The sequence below is a fragment of the Streptomyces roseus genome (assembly GCF_001044425.1).
GTDB classification, from domain to species: domain Bacteria; phylum Actinomycetota; class Actinomycetes; order Streptomycetales; family Streptomycetaceae; genus Streptomyces; species Streptomyces roseus.
Genome location: NZ_LFML01000060.1, coordinates 25,646 through 40,241 on the forward strand (window position 1 = coordinate 25,646; position 14,596 = coordinate 40,241).

Here is a 14,596-nt window from a genome sequence, read left to right on the forward strand (position 1 = left end):
CGGTGACGGCGGGGGATGGGGGCCCGGCGGTGCTGCAGGGGCTGGGGCCCGTTCTCGCGTGGATTCTTCGGCGCTCCCACAACGCGTCGGCCGCGCAGATGGCCGGTCTGATCAGTGAGGGGGCGCGGGGGCTCGGGCTCGTGGGGACGCGGCTGTACCTCTCGGACGTCCAGCAGCTCAGACTCGTCCCACTGCCTCAGCACGGCCTCCAGGCCGTGGAGGACCGGGGCTTCGAGATCGACGGCTCGCTCGCCGGGCTGGCGTACCGCACCGAGCGCGTCCAGAGCGCGCCGAACGAGGACTGCGCCTGGTTTCCGATGGTGGACGGTGTCGAGCGGATCGGCGTCATGCAGGCGATCGGCCTCGGGCACGGGGCCGCGGACGGCCTGCTGGAGGCGGGCCAGGCCCTGGCGAGCCTGGCGGCCCTGCTGGTGGTGTCCAAGTCCTCGCACCACGACCTGCTCGTCCTGACCGAGCGGACACGCCCGATGACGTTGCAGGCGGAACTGCTGTGGGCGTTCCTGCCGCCGCGGACCATCGGCATCACCAGTGCGACGTCGTCGGCGGTGCTGGAGCCCGCGTACAACATCGGGGGCGATGCCTTCGACCACAATTTCATCGACGGGGTCCTGCACGTGAGCCTCGTCGATGCGATGGGGCACGACCTGGCCTCCGGAGGGGCCAGCGCCGCCGCGCTGGCCGCGTGCCGTTTCGTACGGCGTTCGGGCGGCACCCTCGCGGACATCGTCTCCACCGTCGACCGCACCCTGGCGGACTGGATTCCCGATCGGCTCATGACCGCCGTCGTCGCCGAGCTCGACACCCGGCACGGTGACTTCGCGTGGATCAACTGCGCCCATCCGCCACCGCTCCTGCTCCGCGAGGGCCGCGTCGTGCACCGGGCCCTCGAACGCACGGCCCATCTCCCCCTCGGCTTCGGCTACCACGTCTCGAAGCCCCCCGTCCAGGAGCACGTCCGCCTCCAACCCGGCGACCGCGTCCTCATGTACAGCGACGGCGTCACCGAAGCCCGCTCTCCCGACGGGAGCCTCTTCGGCGAACAGCGCCTCGCCGACGCGGTCATCCGCTCCATCGCCTCGGGCGAGAGCGCCCCGGAAGCACTGCGCCGTCTCGTCCAGAGCCTCCTCACCCGCCGGCAGCACCGTCTCCGTGACGACGCGACCATCGTGTTGGCGGAGTGGCATCCCCCTTCCGACCGGATCACGGGATGAGGGGGAAGCGGCAGGCGCCCGCGCGGCCGGTACGACCGCGGTCTCGGCCGGGGCGGGGATCGCGGTGTACCCGCGTCGCGATCCCCTCGCCCGGGACCGGGTCAGCCTGCGTAGTACTTGCTGATCTCCTGGCGGTAGTCCGGGTCGCGCAGGTGGTTGTCGCGGTGGAATTCCGGCGCGGCCTTGATCTGCTCCTTGGTGCGCTCCAGGTGGACGGTCTTGTTCTCGCTGTCCACGCGCAGGATGGTCCCCGCCGGGATCAGGACCTCCTTGCCGAAGATCCATACCCCGGTGTCCACCACGATGTAGGCGTCGGAGACCTCGTTGGAGTGCTTGTCGACCTTGCCGATGTGGCCGTCCGCGGCCTCCACGCGGTAGCCGGTCAGGTCCTCGCCCGTCGGGTGGATGATGCCGGAACGGTAGGCCCACATGTCGTCGGTCATGCCGAATCTCCTTCACGGTGTCGTCGATGTGCGTCTGTCGCGCACCGTCCCGCCTGCCCCACGCTCCGGACTCCACACGTCCGCTCCCGGAAGCGAACGGACGGAGCGGACCGAGCGGACCGAGCGGACCGAACGGACCGCAGGCCCCGCCCACGGCGGTCGGGAGCGGCAGGCGCGAGGGTCGGACGCATACTTTCGACCGGTTTCAGCATCCATCGCGCCGATGAGGACGGAACTGGTTGCAGCAATTCGACGCCGGGGACCGAGGAGACCGCCCATGACCGTCCCGCACTGGCTGTTCGGTGACCAGCTCGGGCCGCATTTCCTGCCCACCGGGTCCGACGGGCCCGTGGTGATGATCGAAGCCCGCTCCGTCCTGCGACGACGCCGCTTCCACCGGGCCAAAGCGCACCTGGTGCTGTCCGCGATGCGCCACCGCGCCGCGGAACTCGGCGACCGCGTCCGCTACGTCCGGGCGGAGACCTACCGCGAGGGGCTGCGCGAGGCCGTCGGTGACGCTCCGGTGACCGTGCACCACCCGACCTCGTACGCGGCGCTGCGGCTGGTGGAGTCGCTGGACTCCGTGACCGTGCTGCCGGCGCGCGGGTTCCTCGTCGGGCACGACGAGTTCCGCGCCTGGGCCGACGGGCACGGCGGACGAGGGCTGCGGCAGGAGGACTTCTACCGCTGGGTGCGGCATTCGCACGACCTGTTGATGGACGGTGACCGTCCGGTGGGAGGCCGGTGGAACCACGACCACGACAACCGCGAAGCCCCGCCCAAGGGGGCACGGACCCTCGGCTCCCCCGCGCCCTACCGGCCGAGGGAGGACGAGATCGACGAGGAGGTGCGCGCCGATCTCGACCGGTGGGAGCGCGACGGCTCCGTCGCCTTCGTGGGCGCGGACGGCCCCCGCATGTTCCCGGCCTCCCGGCGGGAGGCGCTGGCGGCGCTGCGCCGCTTCGTGGAGCACCGGCTCGCCGCCTTCGGTCCGTACGAGGACGCGATGCTGGCGCAGGACCCGGTGATGAGCCACAGCCTGCTCTCCTCCTCGCTCAACCTCGGCCTGTTGGACCCGGCCGAGTGTGTGGAGCGGGCGGAGGGCGCATGGCGGGCGGGCCGGGCTCCGGTCAACAGCGTCGAGGGCTTCGTGCGCCAGGTCGCGGGGTGGCGCGAGTACGTGTGGCAGCTGTACTGGTACTTCGGCCGGGAGTACCGGCACAGCAACGTCCTGCGGCACCACGAGCCGCTCCCGGACTGGTTCCTGGAGCTGGACGCGGACGCGGTGCGGGCACGCTGCCTGTCCACGGCCCTGGCCCAGGTGAGGGACACCGGATGGACGCACCACATCCCCCGGCTGATGCTGCTCGGCAGTTACGCCTTGCAACGGGGCTGGGATCCGGAGGCGGTGACGGACTGGTTCCACCGCTGCTTCGTGGACGGCTACGACTGGGTGATGGTCCCCAACGTGGTCGGCATGTCGCAGTACGCCGACGGTGGGCGCATGACCACCAAGCCGTACACCTCCGGCGGTTCTTATGTGAACCGCATGAGCGACCTGTGCGGGGGGTGCGTCTACCGGCCCGGCGAACGGACCGGTGACCGGGCCTGCCCTTACACCGCCGGGTACTGGGCCTTCCTGCACCGGCACCGGGCCCGTCTGGAGGGCAACCCCCGGATGGCGCAGCCGGTCAAGGGCCTGGACCGGCTGGCCGACCTGCGGGAGGTACTGCGCCGGGAGCACGGGCGCGGCGACGGCCCGCCGTGAGCGGCGCCTGCGGCTCCTTGCCACTGCCGCCGGTGCGGACGTCCTCTCCGCAGGCCCGGGGACGGGTGCGAGGAGGACGTCCTGGCGCAGCGGTCGAGGTGCCGGCGGGGTAGGGCTGCCGGTCAGCAGCCGCCGCAGTTGTAGAAGGTCACGTCCCAGTGGCTCCCCTCGTCGGCGTAGACGTTGCCTGCGCCGGACTTCCACTGCGGGGCGCCGTCGCCCCGCAGGCCGATGTAGCTGAAGGTGTTCTTGATGTAGGTGCCGAGGCAGGTGTACTTGCTGAAGTCGAGCTTGTAGCCGTTCCAGTGCGAGTAGGTGCCGCTCGCGTGGCCGGTCTCCGTGCCTCCGGTGATGTTCAGGGCGCAGCCGCTGGCGCTCTTGAGGGTCTGGGCGCCTTGCGCGGTCGCGAGGTTGAGCTGGTCGAAGGACGTGCAGGTGGCGTTGGAGCGGTCCGAGCAGCCGCCCGAGGAGGACCAGGTGATGCCGGAGGCGCGGAACATCGAGGTCGCGGTGGCGTGGCTGATCTTGGTGGCCGCGTGCGCGGCGGTGGCGCCGCCGAGGACGCCGACTCCGGGGGCGAGCAGCGCCCCCAGGACGAGGGTGAGAGCGGTGAGGACCGAACGGAGCTTCATCGGGATCGTCTCCTGCTGGTGGCCGTGACGGACGGGACGGCGGTGCGGACGAGCAGGGTGTGCTGATCGGGCAAGGAGATGGTGGCGCAGTTCTACGCGCGTCCGCCAGAGGGCGGACGGAACGTTTCCGCAACGCGTTTGGCCGGGAGGGCTCCGGCGACCATCTCGTCCTCCGCCCCGTCCGGGACCGTCAACGAGGCCGTCAACGGGACAGGGTGTCCCAGAACCGGCAGTGGTGTGCGGTGTCCGCGTCCACGGGGTGGATCGCTCCCGAACCGGGAGCCAGCGACTGCACCGGCCCGCTGTAGGGCGACGCCGGGCGCAGGGCGGACCAGGCCGGTGAGCCGGGGCCGTTCGGGGTTCCGGTGCGCGCGAAGTTCGTCCAGTAGTCGGCCATCTGCCCGGACAGCGCTTGCTGCGCCTCCGTCAGCGGCCGCTCGGTCGGGATGGAAGGGAACAGGTACGGCAGCTCGAAACCGTGCGCCGCTCCGTAGGGGAAGTCGGGGTTCGGCGGGAGACCCGTGGGGGTCGGGGCAGCCGGATCGCCGAACTCGTAGCCGTAGAGGGGCAGGCCGGGGGCGTGCGCGGCGATGGCCCGGTCGGCGGCCAGCGTCGTGCACGCCAGCGAGCGGTCGGTCAGCACGGCGGCCCAGGCCAGGGCGGGCGTGGGGTGCTCCGCCGCCGGGTACTGGGCCTCCACGGCCGGGGCGCTGCCGCCGAAGGCGTCCGTCAGGCGGGCACGGTAGTCCTCCTCGCTCCGCAGGGGGAAAGCGGCGAGCGACAGCCCTACGAACATGCGCATCTCATCGTGGTTGGTGCCCTGGACGAGTGGTACGCGGTGGAAGCGTCCCGCCCTCAGTGCCTCGTCCGGTGCCGTGGGCAGCAGCGCGTTGCCGTAGGCGGGCCGGTTGAAGGACTGCATCAGCAGGGGCGTGGCGAGGCGGTCCGTACTGGTTCCGCGCAGGCACGCCAGCACCTCGCCGGCGTCGCCGGCCGTGCAGCCCAGTTGCCGGGCGGCCTCCGCGCCGGCCGTCTCGACGTCGCGCTGCGGGGCGAACGGCTCGTACGCGGGTGTGGCGGGTCCGAGAGCGCCGCGCGGGAAGGACATGAAGCAGGAACCGCTCTGGAGCACGGCCCGCTGGAAGAGGCCGGCCGCCGCCGGTGAGGTGAGGTGCGCGCAGATGCCGAGGGCTCCGGCGGACTCCCCGAACAGCGTGACGTTCCGCGGATCGCCGCCGAACTGCGCGGCGTTGGCCTTCACCCAGCGCAGGGCCGCCTGCTGGTCGGCCAGGCCGAACGGGACGGCGGAGCCGAGACCGGGGTGGGCGAAGTAGCCGAAGACGCCCAGCCGGTAGTTGACGGTCACGACGACCGCGTCACCGCGGACCGCGAGGTGTTCGGCGCTGAAGTCGTTGCCCGAACCGCCGAGGAACGCGCCCCCGTGCAGCCACACCAGCACGGGTCGCTTGCGGCCCGCCTGCGGGGGTGCGGAGGCGGCCTTGCGCGTCGGGGCCGTGACGTTGAGGTAGAGACAGTCCTCGGACCCGGCCACCGTGGCCGCACCGGGTGCCGGCATCTGTACGCAGCGCTGGGCCCGAGCCGTAGCATCCCGCACGCCGCTCCACGGGGCGGCGGGGGCCGGGGGCCGCCAGCGCCGCGATCCCGTCGGGGGTGCCGCGTAGGGGATGCCGTCGTAGGCGGTGTACGAGCCGTGCGGAACTCCGCGTACCAGGCCGTGATCGGTCCGTACGACGGGGCCGTCCCCGCCGGGGGACCGCGGGGGCACTGCGGTCGCCGGCACGACGGTCGCCGCGAGGACCGCGACCGCGCTGAACAAGGGAACCAGCACCGCGCGGATTCCCCTTCGTTGGCGTACGGACCATGCCGGCAAAGCTGGAGACATGCGGACACACCCTTCATCGGTGGAAACGGGCCGCACCGGGCCCGGCCCGGTGCGGCCGGGCCGGCGGGAATCCTGTGGCTCGGCAGCGGCGTCGGCCGGCGCGGTCAGCTCGTACGCTAAGACCTCCCCCGCACTGGAGGTTCAAGGGTCTGTGACGCACACCACCTGGAGCATCGGCGAACTCGCGGACGGCACCGGGGTTCCGGTGAAGACCCTCCGCTACTACTCCGACAGCGGACTGCTGCCGGTGGCCGGGCGCAGTACCGGGGGCCACCGGCGCTACGGGCCCGACGCCTGGGAGCGGATCGGCCTCATACGGCGGCTACGCGCGCTGGACACCCCGATCGCGGCCATCACGCAGGTGGTCACCGGCGAGGCCTCCCTCGGCGAACTGGTGGCGACCGAACTCGGGGCGGTGCAGGAACGATTGGTCGAACTGCGGTGGCGCGAGGCCACGCTCCAGGCCCTGGACGACTGCCCGGGCGAGGAACGCCTGCGGCGTCTGGAGATCCTCGCCCGTGTGCAGCAGCTCCCGCAGGCCCATCGCACGCTCACCGCCCACTGGGGTCGTGAGCTGTCCGGGAGCATGCCCGAGCGGCGTCTCGACATCATGGTCGCCATGCTGTCCCCGGAACCGCCCGCGGACCCGGTTCCCGCCACGGTCCTGGCCTACGCGGAGCTCCATCTGCTCATCAACACACCCGGTTTCACACGCTGGACCCAGGACCACGACGAGGAGATGCGAGGCGGCCCGGCCTTCTACGCGGAGATAGACGAGGCTGCCGTCCTGACGGCCGCCGCGGTCTCCCGGGGTCTGCCGCCGCATGCCGGGGAGGCGGTGAACGCCTTCGTGTCCGCCCACGCGCGAGCCCGGCGGGAGAGCGACACTCCCGCGTTCCGCGCCTTCCTGCACGGGGTGGTGTCGAGGTCGTCCGGCTTCGATCCCCGCTTGGAGCGGTACTGGGGCCTGGTCGGGACGGTCACCGGCGGGCGCGTGCTGAACATGACCGTGGCGCACAGATGGCTGACGGAGGGACTGTCGATCTCGATGGCCGAGGCTGCTCGGCCGAAGAGGGTGTTCTGAGCCTGCTGCCGCCCGTACGGGCCGCAGGACCGCCGCTGCCCGGCAATCGAGAGTCCGGCTGGGGGCGTTCGGCGCGCGGCGCGGTCATCGGGTGGCCGGTCCGCTGCGGCCGCACGATCCGCCGGCCACAGCCGTCCAGCTGCCACGGCTGTCGTTCCCTCGGCGGCCATGCCGATGTTGGCGACGCAGTCGCCCTCGGCCTTGGTGCCTGTCGACGTCCGTCGCGACGGACGCTTCCCTGGCGGGGTCGCCGGCGTCGTCCAGGGCCTTGCGGCTCAGCGGTGCGTCCGCCCCGGTCACCACGGTGACGGAGGAGGCCGCCGAGCCGCTGCCGCTCGCCTTGTCCTCGCGGGAGAAGGATCTCCTCGACGGCGACCTCACGTCCGAAGGGGCCGGACGAGTTGCGTACGACGACTTCAAGCGGGTAGGCGGGCCTCATCGGCCGCCAGTGGAGGAGGACCCCGCATGCCGGCACGGCCCGTCCCCGCGTACGCGGTACCGCCTGAATGCGACACCCTGCTGGCTGGTCGCTACCGGCTTCAGGCCCCCATAGGCTCCGGTGGTACGGCGGACGTGTTCCGTGGCACCGATGAGGTGCTGGGGCGGGAGGTGGCCGTCAAAGTACTGCGCGCCGACACCGACACGGTCTCCGCCGAGGGCTTCTACGCCGAAGCGCGCACGCTGGCCCGGCTCTCCCACCGGCCCTGGTCACCGTCTACGACTTCGACGCCGGCCGGGACGGCCAGGCCCCCTTCATGGTCACGGAGTTGATCCGCGGGGTCACCTTGCGCGCCCGGATAGACGCGGGCCCGCTCAGTGCCGTCCAGGTGACACGTCTCGGTGCCGAGATCGCCTCCGCCCTCGACCACGTCCACTCCCACGGCATCGTCCACCATGACGTGAAGCCCTCCAACGTCCTGCTCGGTGATGCCGGTTCGCCGCACCTGGCGGACTTCGGACTGTCGCGGAGCGTGCGCGACCGGTCCCGCGAAACCTCCGAGACGCTGGTCGGCACGCTCGCCTACATGGCCCCCGAGCAGTTCCTCGGGGAGGCCGCGAGCCCGGCCAGCGACATCTACGCCCTGGGGCTCACCCTTCTCGAAGCGCTCACCGGCCAACGCGAGTACAGGGGAACGCCCGTGGAGGTCGGCACCGCCCATCTGCTCCACGGCCCGCGGCTTCCCGAGGGTCTGCCCGGCGATCTCGGCAGGCTGTTGAAGGCGATGACCGACCAGGACCCCCAGGCACGTCCGGACGCCGCCCGGGTCCACCTGCGTCTGCGGGACAGCACGTGTGCGCCCGTGTTCCGCGCCGCGCCGATGGTGCCGGTGCGGGCGCGGGCTCCCATGCAGGGGCCGTCGGGGCCGTCGCCGGTGCTGGCCTCGGTGCCTGCGTCCCTGCCGGTGCCGGTGCCGGTGGACTCGCCGACGCACCGCACGGCGTTTCCGCCCCTGGCCATCGCCCGCCGGGCCGTCCAGGCCGTACGTCCTCCCGCGTCCGGGCGCAGGCGCGCCCCGGCGCGGCGGCGCGGGGCCGCGACGGGCATCACGGTGGCGGGTGTCGCCGGGGCCTGCGCGCTGCTGGTGGGCGGCCTTCCCTCCGGGGAGAGGACACCTCCCGCCTCGACCTTCGCCGACCACTCGCCCGTACCGGCGGCAGCCGAGGCACCGGCCCCCCGGTCCGCGCCCGCCTCGCCCTCGACGTCCTCGGTGGTCTACCTGACGCCCGCGGTGTCCCCCGCCGCTCCGCCGGTCCGGCCGTCCGCCACCCCGACCGACCCGCGCTCCTGCCCCTGAGCCGTCAGCCCGCCGCCCTCTTCACGAGCGCCCTTACACTGCCGCCTCCCAAACGAACCCGTCCGGGTCGGTGAAGGTGTCGGCGGTGCTGCCGAGGGCGATGCGGTGCGAGCCGGTGCCCTAGGCGGGGACGCCGAGGTCCTTGGCCAGGGCGCTGCGCTTGTACAGGGCCAGTTTGACGGGGCCGGCACTGCCGGAGGCGAACTCGGTGTACTTGCCGCCGAAGCTCTTGGCCACGGTCAGGCCCTTTCCGACGTAGAACTGCCGGGTGGCCTTCACGTCCGCGACACCGAGCAGCAGGACCAGCTCGTCGATCTCGCGGGTGTCGGGGCCGGTGTCCTTCTTCGCCGAGGTCGCGATCTTCCAGATCGTCCCGTCCGGGGCCTGGACGACGCCGCCGTAACCCCACAGCGACTTCGCGGCCGGCTTCAGTACCGTGGCGCCGGCGTCCACGGCCGCACCGAGGAACCCGTCGACGGTGGCCGGTCCGGACACCGTGAGCCCGAGGGTGAAACCCCGGAATCCGGCCGAGTGGCCGTCGGAGGCCCGCAGGCGTACGTACGTGTCCACACCGAAGGCGGTGTAGAAGCGGTGGGCGGCCCCGGGGTCGGCCACCTCCAGGGTGACGGAGGCGAGGGACATGGGGGCTGCGGTGGAAGCGGTGGTTGCCATGGACATCACGCTAGGGGTGGGGCAGCGTCCGGTGCTTCTCGATTCCTGACCGGTCGCGCGGGTGCCCGGGCATTGAGGCAGCGCGGCCGCCCCGGGGCCGAGTCGACTCAGACGCAACTTCTTCGCATTAAGCTGTACGCATGAGTGCCCGAGCGACCACACGCCCCGGCGGGCGCAGCGCCCGCGTCCAGCAGTCCGTACACCAGGCGGTCCGTGATCTGGAGGCGGAGGTGGGGCGGGACGCGCTCACCGTGCCGCTGATCGCCGCCCGCGCGGGAGTGACGCCGTCCACCGTCTACCGGCGCTGGGGGGACCTGCGGGAACTGCTGTCGGACGTGGCGGTCGAGCGGCTGCGCCCGGACACCGCGCCGGCCGACCACGGCGGCCTGCGGGCGGACCTCGAGGCGTGGGCGGCGCAGTTCGCGGAGGAGATGTCCTCCACGGCGGGCCGCACGTACATCCGCGACGCCTTGCTGGGCGACCCCGGGCAGGGCAACGCGGTTCGCTGCTCCGACTACGCCGTCGAGCAGCTGAAGGCCATCGGCGTGCGCGCGGCGGGGCGCGGAGAGGCCGTGCCCGATGTGGAGACCCTGCTGGACGTCCTCGTCGCCCCCCTCATGTACCGCATCCTGTTCCGCCCCTCGGACCTGTCGACGGTCTACACCGACCACCTCGTGGCGGCGGCGCTCGGCCGAGGTCCGGCGACCCCCCAGACCAAAAGCTAATCGTTTGCGTTTTGGGCGACTCGGGATCTACTCTCACTAAAGCAAAGCCTTTGCCTTTAGGTCTGAGAGTCCATCCGAGAGGCCCCTCCCATGAGCACCGCCACGCCCCGTCCGGCCCCCTCCCCCGCCAGCACGGGATGGCGCCTCGGCGACATCACCGTGCGCCGCGTCGACGAGATCGAACTCCCGCACCAGACCGGGCCCTGGCTGTTGCCGGACGCCACCAAAGAGGTGCTGGACGAGGCCTCCTGGCTGCGCCCCGACTTCGCCGACGCCGACGTCCCGCGCCTGGCGAGCCACAGCTTCGCCGTGGAGGCCGGCGGGCTGCGGATCGTCGTCGACACCGGCATCGGCAACGCCAAGCCACGCGCCAACCCGGCCTGGAACGGCCTCGACACCGACTTCCCGCAGCGCCTGGCGGCGGCCGGCTTCCCGCCCGAGTCCGTGGACCTGGTGATCACCACCCACCTGCACACCGACCACGTCGGCTGGAACACCCGCCTCGCCGGTGAGGACTGGGTCCCCACCTTCCCCAACGCCCGCTACCTCACAAGCCGCACCGAATGGGACCACTGGGCCCGCACCGATCTGGACGAGGCCCGCCGCCAGATGTTCCGCGACTCGGTCACCCCGGTCCGCGACGCCGGACAGTACGAGCTGGTCGACGTGCCCGAGCAGGGGCGCGAGGTGGCACCGGGCATCCTGCTGCTCCCCGCGCCGGGCCACACCCCCGGGCAGGTCGCGGTGGAACTGCGCGGCAGCCACCGCCGCGCCCTGATCACCGGCGACAGCGTCCACCACCCCGTACAGCTGTCCCACCCCCACGTGAGCAGCTGCGTCGACATCGACCCCGCCCTGGCCGTCCGTACCCGCGCGCGGCTGCTCGACGCCCTGGCGGACACCGACGCACTGCTGCTGGGCACCCACTTCCCGCGGCCCACCGGCGGCACCGTCCGCCGGGAGAACGGGCGCTACCGGCTGCTCGCCGAGCACGGCGTCGAGATCCCGGCCACCGCGGCCTGACCTCGTACCCGGCTCGCTCCGCGTGGCCGGCGTCCCGGCCGCCGGGCAATCGCGGCGTCCGCACCAGCTGCCGCGACCGCGGCGCCAGCGGCGCCTGCGGAAACCCAAAAGCGAATCCTTGGCCTTGAGGCCTCGACCACTCCGCCGCTCCGGCTTCCACCGAGGGAGAACCTCCATGTCCGCCATCGAACTCACACCAGCCGAGGCCGCACGCTGGGCCGCCCGCGCCGGACTCGTCCTGCCCGCCGAACGCCACGCCGCGGTCGCGGCGGTCGCCAACCACATCCAATGCGTCGTGGCGGTCCTGCGCGAGCTGGACTTCGCGGACGTCCCGCCCGCCTCGGCGTACCGCGCCGGAGAGGAGAAGCACGATGGAGCCGTATGAGCTGTCCCTCGCCGCCGCCGCGGACGCGATACGTGCCCGGCGGCTGTCCCCCGTCGAACTGGTCGACTCCGTCCTCGACCGCATCGAGGAGGCTGAGCCGCACCTCGGCGCCTACGTCACGGTCACCGCGGAGCAGGCGCGCCGGGCGGCGGCTTATGCCGAGCAGGAAGCGGCGCGAGGCCGTTGGCGGGGACCGCTGCACGGCATCCCGATGGGGCTCAAGGACCTGATCGACGTCGCCGGGATGGCCACCACGGCCAGTTCCCGGGTCCGCGCCGAGCACCGCGCGACGGCGGACAGCACCGTCGCGGCGCGACTGGGCGCAGCCGGCGCGATCCTGCTCGGCAAGACCCACACCCACGAGTTCGCGTTCGGCCTGACCACCCCGCAGACCCGCAACGCCTGGGACCGCGGCCGGGTCGCCGGTGGTTCGAGCGGCGGTTCCGCGGTCGCCGTCGCGTCCGGCACCGCCACCTTCGCCCTGGGCACCGACACCGGAGGGTCCATCCGGGTCCCCGCCGCGCTCAACGGGGTCGTGGGCCTCAAGCCGACCTACGGCCTCGTCCCCCGTCACGGCGTCACCTCCCTGTCCTGGTCGCTGGACCACGTCGGCCCGATCACCCGCACCGTGGAGGACGCGGCCCTGGTCCTCGCCACGCTGGGCGGACACGATCCGCGCGATCCCGCCTCGCTGTCCGTGCCCGCCGCGGACTACCGGCCCGGTGCCGACACGGACCTGACGGGGCTGCGCGTCGGCCTGCCGCGCTCGTACTACTTCGACCACGTCCACCCCCAGGTGGAAACCGCCGTCAGGAACGCCATCGGGCAGCTCGAAGCCCTGGGCGCCCAGCTCGTCGAGGTCGACATCCCGATGACCCGCTACATCCGGGCCACACAGTGGGGCCTGATGGTGCCGGAGGCCGGCGCCTACCACGAAGCCGGCCTGCGCACGGTCCCCGAGCTGTACCAGGAGGACGTACGCATCCTCCTGGAGGCGAGCGAAATGATGAGCGCGGGTGACTACCTGCGCGCTCAGCGCTCGCGCACGCTGATGCGCGCGGAGTGGTCACGGATGCTGGAGGAGGTCGACGTGATCGCCGCCCCCGGCGTCCCGATGACCGCGGTCGGGGCCGCCGAGGAGACGGTCACCTGGCCCGACGGCACGATCGAGAGCGTCTCCGACGCCTACGTGCGCCTGTGCGCCCCCGCCAACATCACCGGAGTACCCGCCCTGACCGTCCCGGTCGGCCATGACGCGGCGGGCATGCCCATCGGCATGCAGTTGCTCGGCCGGCCCCTCGGTGAGCCCACGCTCCTGCGGGTGGGTCACGCCTACGAGCAGACGCAACCCGCCCGGGCACTGGCCACAGCGGCCTGATCCTCCGCACTACCCGGGTGTGAGGGGCCGCCTCGGTGCGCGAGGCGGACCTTTGGCCTGGCGCACCGTGTCCGCCGCATGCCTGTTCGGTTAGGCTGACCTTCCCTGGCGTGCGGAGACCGGCGTACGGGTTCGGGTTCGGGTGTCACAGGTGGCTGCGGCAACCCACGGAGCGGAACGGGCAGAGGCGGGCGCAGGTGAGGGACGATGACCGGACTCGAGCGCGTCGCGCGCCGGGTGGGGCGGGGACGCTCCCGCGGGTGAGGGGGGACGCGGGTTCCGGCCCTGCGCCCGGGACGAGGTGCCGTGGATAAGGTCGCGCTCACGGCCGGGGCCCTGTACGCCATCGTCCTGCTGCGCGCGGGAGGAACGTTCGCCGTCGGGTGGCTCGCCGGTGCCGGTGCCCGGCGTACCCGGTTCGCCGGGCGCGTCTCCTCGGCCAAGTTCCGGCGCGCCGAGCGGGCGATCCAGCGGTGGGGCGCACCGGTGGTCGCCGTCTCCTTCCTGACCGTCGGTTTCCAGACCGCCGCCAACTTCCTCGCCGGCAGCATGCGCATGCCGTTGCCGCGCTACCTCCCGGCCCTCTTCCTGGGCGGGGCGGCCTGGGCGCTGATCTACGCGACCGCGGGGCTCGGCGTGCTCGAAGTACTGGGGAGGCTCTTCGCCCGGCACACGGCCCTGGGAGCCTCCGCCGTGGCCGTCCTCCTCTTGCTCACCGTGTGCGGGGTGGTGGCCTACCGCAGAAGGGCCGTCCCGGCGCCCGGTGACACCGTGGCCGAAGAATCATGAGCTCCGGCACCGCGCCGATTGCGGAGCGGCGGCGGACGACCACGTCGAACGGTGGCCTCCCGTCGGGCTCCGTCGGACGGTTGAGCGTACCGAGGGGAGACCGGCGGGAGGGCGAGCCAGGGGCGTGAAGGACGGCTAGCCGATGCCGCCGAACAGTTTCACGACCCCCATCGCGCTCGCTTTCATCTCCTCCGTGATGGGGTGGCCGACCTCCGACTGGGCGAGCTGCTCGATGCCCGCCAGGCCGCCTCCCGAGACGAAGAGGTTGGTCGCATCGACGAACTCGGCATCGGCACCATCACTGATGGGCCCGTCCGACACCCGGGCGAAATCGGTCATCATCTGTTCCTCTCGTGCGCACTGACGCGCGAATCGCGTCACCCACTACCGGTTCCCGGACCACGCCGACGGCCAAGCATCCGTCAGCCACATGGCCGCTCCGGTCCTCGGCCCCCAGTCCCCCCGCGGACCGGCCACCGGGGACCGGAGCCGGGGCGCAGGGGGTGTCCGGACGTGGATGAGGGGCAGGTTGGGTCACATGGACCAGGAACGAGAAACCCACGTGCCCGCGACACCGGAACCGGAGCTGCCCCCGAAGGTTCCCGAGAGCGCGGACGCCGTCACTCCCGACCTTCCCCCGCTGGACCCTCCCGCGCCCGACCTGCGTGCGGCCAAGGAGTCGCACGACGAGGGGAGCGCACCGCAGACCGAGAAGGCCCATCCTGTCGAGGAACCCGCGCCCGAGGAGCCCACGGGCTGAGCTCCC

The 14,596-nt window shown here is 72.5% G+C and carries 14 protein-coding genes and 1 pseudogene; 10 read left to right on the plus strand and 5 right to left on the minus strand.

What is annotated here, in order from left to right:
* Nucleotides 1-29: 29 nt before the first annotated feature.
* Nucleotides 30-1,232 carry a PP2C family protein-serine/threonine phosphatase gene (locus ACS04_RS15630; RefSeq protein WP_245236408.1) on the plus strand — a complete coding sequence of 401 codons (1,203 nt, stop codon included), beginning with the start codon at nucleotides 30-32 and terminating at the stop codon, nucleotides 1,230-1,232.
* 101 nt (nucleotides 1,233-1,333) lie between these two features.
* Here ACS04_RS15630 and ACS04_RS15635 read toward each other — a convergent pair whose 3' ends face one another.
* Complete coding sequence (locus ACS04_RS15635; RefSeq protein WP_048477209.1) at nucleotides 1,334-1,675, minus strand: PRC-barrel domain-containing protein; 342 nt, start codon at nucleotides 1,673-1,675, stop codon at nucleotides 1,334-1,336.
* A 277-nt stretch (nucleotides 1,676-1,952) separates the two neighbouring features.
* Here ACS04_RS15635 and ACS04_RS15640 point away from each other — a divergent pair, with 277 nt between their 5' ends.
* On the plus strand, nucleotides 1,953-3,443 hold the full coding sequence (locus ACS04_RS15640) for a cryptochrome/photolyase family protein (RefSeq protein WP_048477210.1): 1,491 nt from the start codon (nucleotides 1,953-1,955) through the stop codon (nucleotides 3,441-3,443).
* A 122-nt stretch (nucleotides 3,444-3,565) separates the two neighbouring features.
* Here the strand turns inward: ACS04_RS15640 and ACS04_RS15645 are convergent, their stop codons facing one another.
* Entirely contained in the window at nucleotides 3,566-4,075 is a 510-nt protein-coding gene (locus tag ACS04_RS15645) for a hypothetical protein (RefSeq protein WP_048477211.1), read from the minus strand.
* A 202-nt stretch (nucleotides 4,076-4,277) separates the two neighbouring features.
* Nucleotides 4,278-5,924: a carboxylesterase/lipase family protein gene (locus ACS04_RS15650; protein WP_245236409.1), complete on the minus strand. Its 1,647-nt coding sequence runs from the start codon at nucleotides 5,922-5,924 to the stop codon at nucleotides 4,278-4,280.
* Between the two features lie 205 nt (nucleotides 5,925-6,129).
* On the opposite strand from ACS04_RS15650, the gene ACS04_RS15655 reads away from it, so the two are divergent.
* A complete protein-coding gene (locus ACS04_RS15655; protein WP_048477212.1) occupies nucleotides 6,130-7,062 on the plus strand; it encodes a MerR family transcriptional regulator in 933 nt (310 codons plus the stop codon).
* A 755-nt stretch (nucleotides 7,063-7,817) separates the two neighbouring features.
* A complete protein-coding gene (locus ACS04_RS40035; protein ID WP_053080787.1) occupies nucleotides 7,818-8,858 on the plus strand; it encodes a protein kinase domain-containing protein in 1,041 nt (346 codons plus the stop codon).
* 33 nt (nucleotides 8,859-8,891) lie between these two features.
* Here ACS04_RS40035 and ACS04_RS15665 read toward each other — a convergent pair.
* A pseudogene (locus ACS04_RS15665) lies at nucleotides 8,892-9,536 on the minus strand (glyoxalase).
* A 134-nt stretch (nucleotides 9,537-9,670) separates the two neighbouring features.
* Here ACS04_RS15665 and ACS04_RS15670 point away from each other — a divergent pair.
* The 5 genes from ACS04_RS15670 (at nucleotide 9,671) to ACS04_RS15690 (ending at nucleotide 13,830) form a co-directional block, all read left to right on the plus strand.
* Complete coding sequence (locus tag ACS04_RS15670) at nucleotides 9,671-10,255, plus strand: TetR/AcrR family transcriptional regulator (protein WP_048477213.1); 585 nt, start codon at nucleotides 9,671-9,673, stop codon at nucleotides 10,253-10,255.
* A 90-nt stretch (nucleotides 10,256-10,345) separates the two neighbouring features.
* The gene (locus tag ACS04_RS15675) at nucleotides 10,346-11,278 is read left to right on the plus strand and encodes an MBL fold metallo-hydrolase (RefSeq protein ID WP_048477214.1); all 933 of its coding nucleotides are present in this window, start codon (nucleotides 10,346-10,348) and stop codon (nucleotides 11,276-11,278) included.
* A 175-nt stretch (nucleotides 11,279-11,453) separates the two neighbouring features.
* On the plus strand, nucleotides 11,454-11,663 hold the full coding sequence (locus ACS04_RS15680) for a hypothetical protein (protein ID WP_048477215.1): 210 nt from the start codon (nucleotides 11,454-11,456) through the stop codon (nucleotides 11,661-11,663).
* Nucleotides 11,650-13,041: an amidase gene (locus ACS04_RS15685; RefSeq protein ID WP_048477216.1), complete on the plus strand. Its 1,392-nt coding sequence runs from the start codon at nucleotides 11,650-11,652 to the stop codon at nucleotides 13,039-13,041. The genes ACS04_RS15680 and ACS04_RS15685 overlap by 14 nt, the downstream gene beginning before the upstream one ends.
* A gap of 306 nt (nucleotides 13,042-13,347) precedes the next feature.
* Entirely contained in the window at nucleotides 13,348-13,830 is a 483-nt protein-coding gene (locus ACS04_RS15690) for a DedA family protein (RefSeq protein WP_048477217.1), read from the plus strand.
* Between the two features lie 135 nt (nucleotides 13,831-13,965).
* Here the strand turns inward: ACS04_RS15690 and ACS04_RS15695 are convergent, their stop codons facing one another.
* Complete coding sequence (locus tag ACS04_RS15695; RefSeq protein ID WP_158977291.1) at nucleotides 13,966-14,169, minus strand: hypothetical protein; 204 nt, start codon at nucleotides 14,167-14,169, stop codon at nucleotides 13,966-13,968.
* 199 nt (nucleotides 14,170-14,368) lie between these two features.
* Here ACS04_RS15695 and ACS04_RS15700 point away from each other — a divergent pair, with 199 nt between their 5' ends.
* Nucleotides 14,369-14,590 carry a hypothetical protein gene (locus ACS04_RS15700; RefSeq protein WP_048477219.1) on the plus strand — a complete coding sequence of 74 codons (222 nt, stop codon included), beginning with the start codon at nucleotides 14,369-14,371 and terminating at the stop codon, nucleotides 14,588-14,590.
* The last annotated feature ends 6 nt before the right edge of the window (nucleotides 14,591-14,596 follow it).

Coding starts and splice junctions, on each gene's coding strand:
- ACS04_RS15635 (WP_048477209.1), bottom strand. CDS start 1,675: ATGACCGACGACATGTGGGCCTACCGTTCCGGCATCATCCACCCGACG.
- ACS04_RS15640 (WP_048477210.1), top strand. CDS start 1,953: ATGACCGTCCCGCACTGGCTGTTCGGTGACCAGCTCGGGCCGCATTTC.
- ACS04_RS15645 (WP_048477211.1), bottom strand. CDS start 4,075: ATGAAGCTCCGTTCGGTCCTCACCGCTCTCACCCTCGTCCTGGGGGCG.
- ACS04_RS40035 (WP_053080787.1), top strand. CDS start 7,818: ATGGTCACGGAGTTGATCCGCGGGGTCACCTTGCGCGCCCGGATAGAC.
- ACS04_RS15670 (WP_048477213.1), top strand. CDS start 9,671: ATGAGTGCCCGAGCGACCACACGCCCCGGCGGGCGCAGCGCCCGCGTC.
- ACS04_RS15675 (WP_048477214.1), top strand. CDS start 10,346: ATGAGCACCGCCACGCCCCGTCCGGCCCCCTCCCCCGCCAGCACGGGA.
- ACS04_RS15680 (WP_048477215.1), top strand. CDS start 11,454: ATGTCCGCCATCGAACTCACACCAGCCGAGGCCGCACGCTGGGCCGCC.
- ACS04_RS15685 (WP_048477216.1), top strand. CDS start 11,650: ATGGAGCCGTATGAGCTGTCCCTCGCCGCCGCCGCGGACGCGATACGT.
- ACS04_RS15695 (WP_158977291.1), bottom strand. CDS start 14,169: ATGACCGATTTCGCCCGGGTGTCGGACGGGCCCATCAGTGATGGTGCC.
- ACS04_RS15700 (WP_048477219.1), top strand. CDS start 14,369: ATGGACCAGGAACGAGAAACCCACGTGCCCGCGACACCGGAACCGGAG.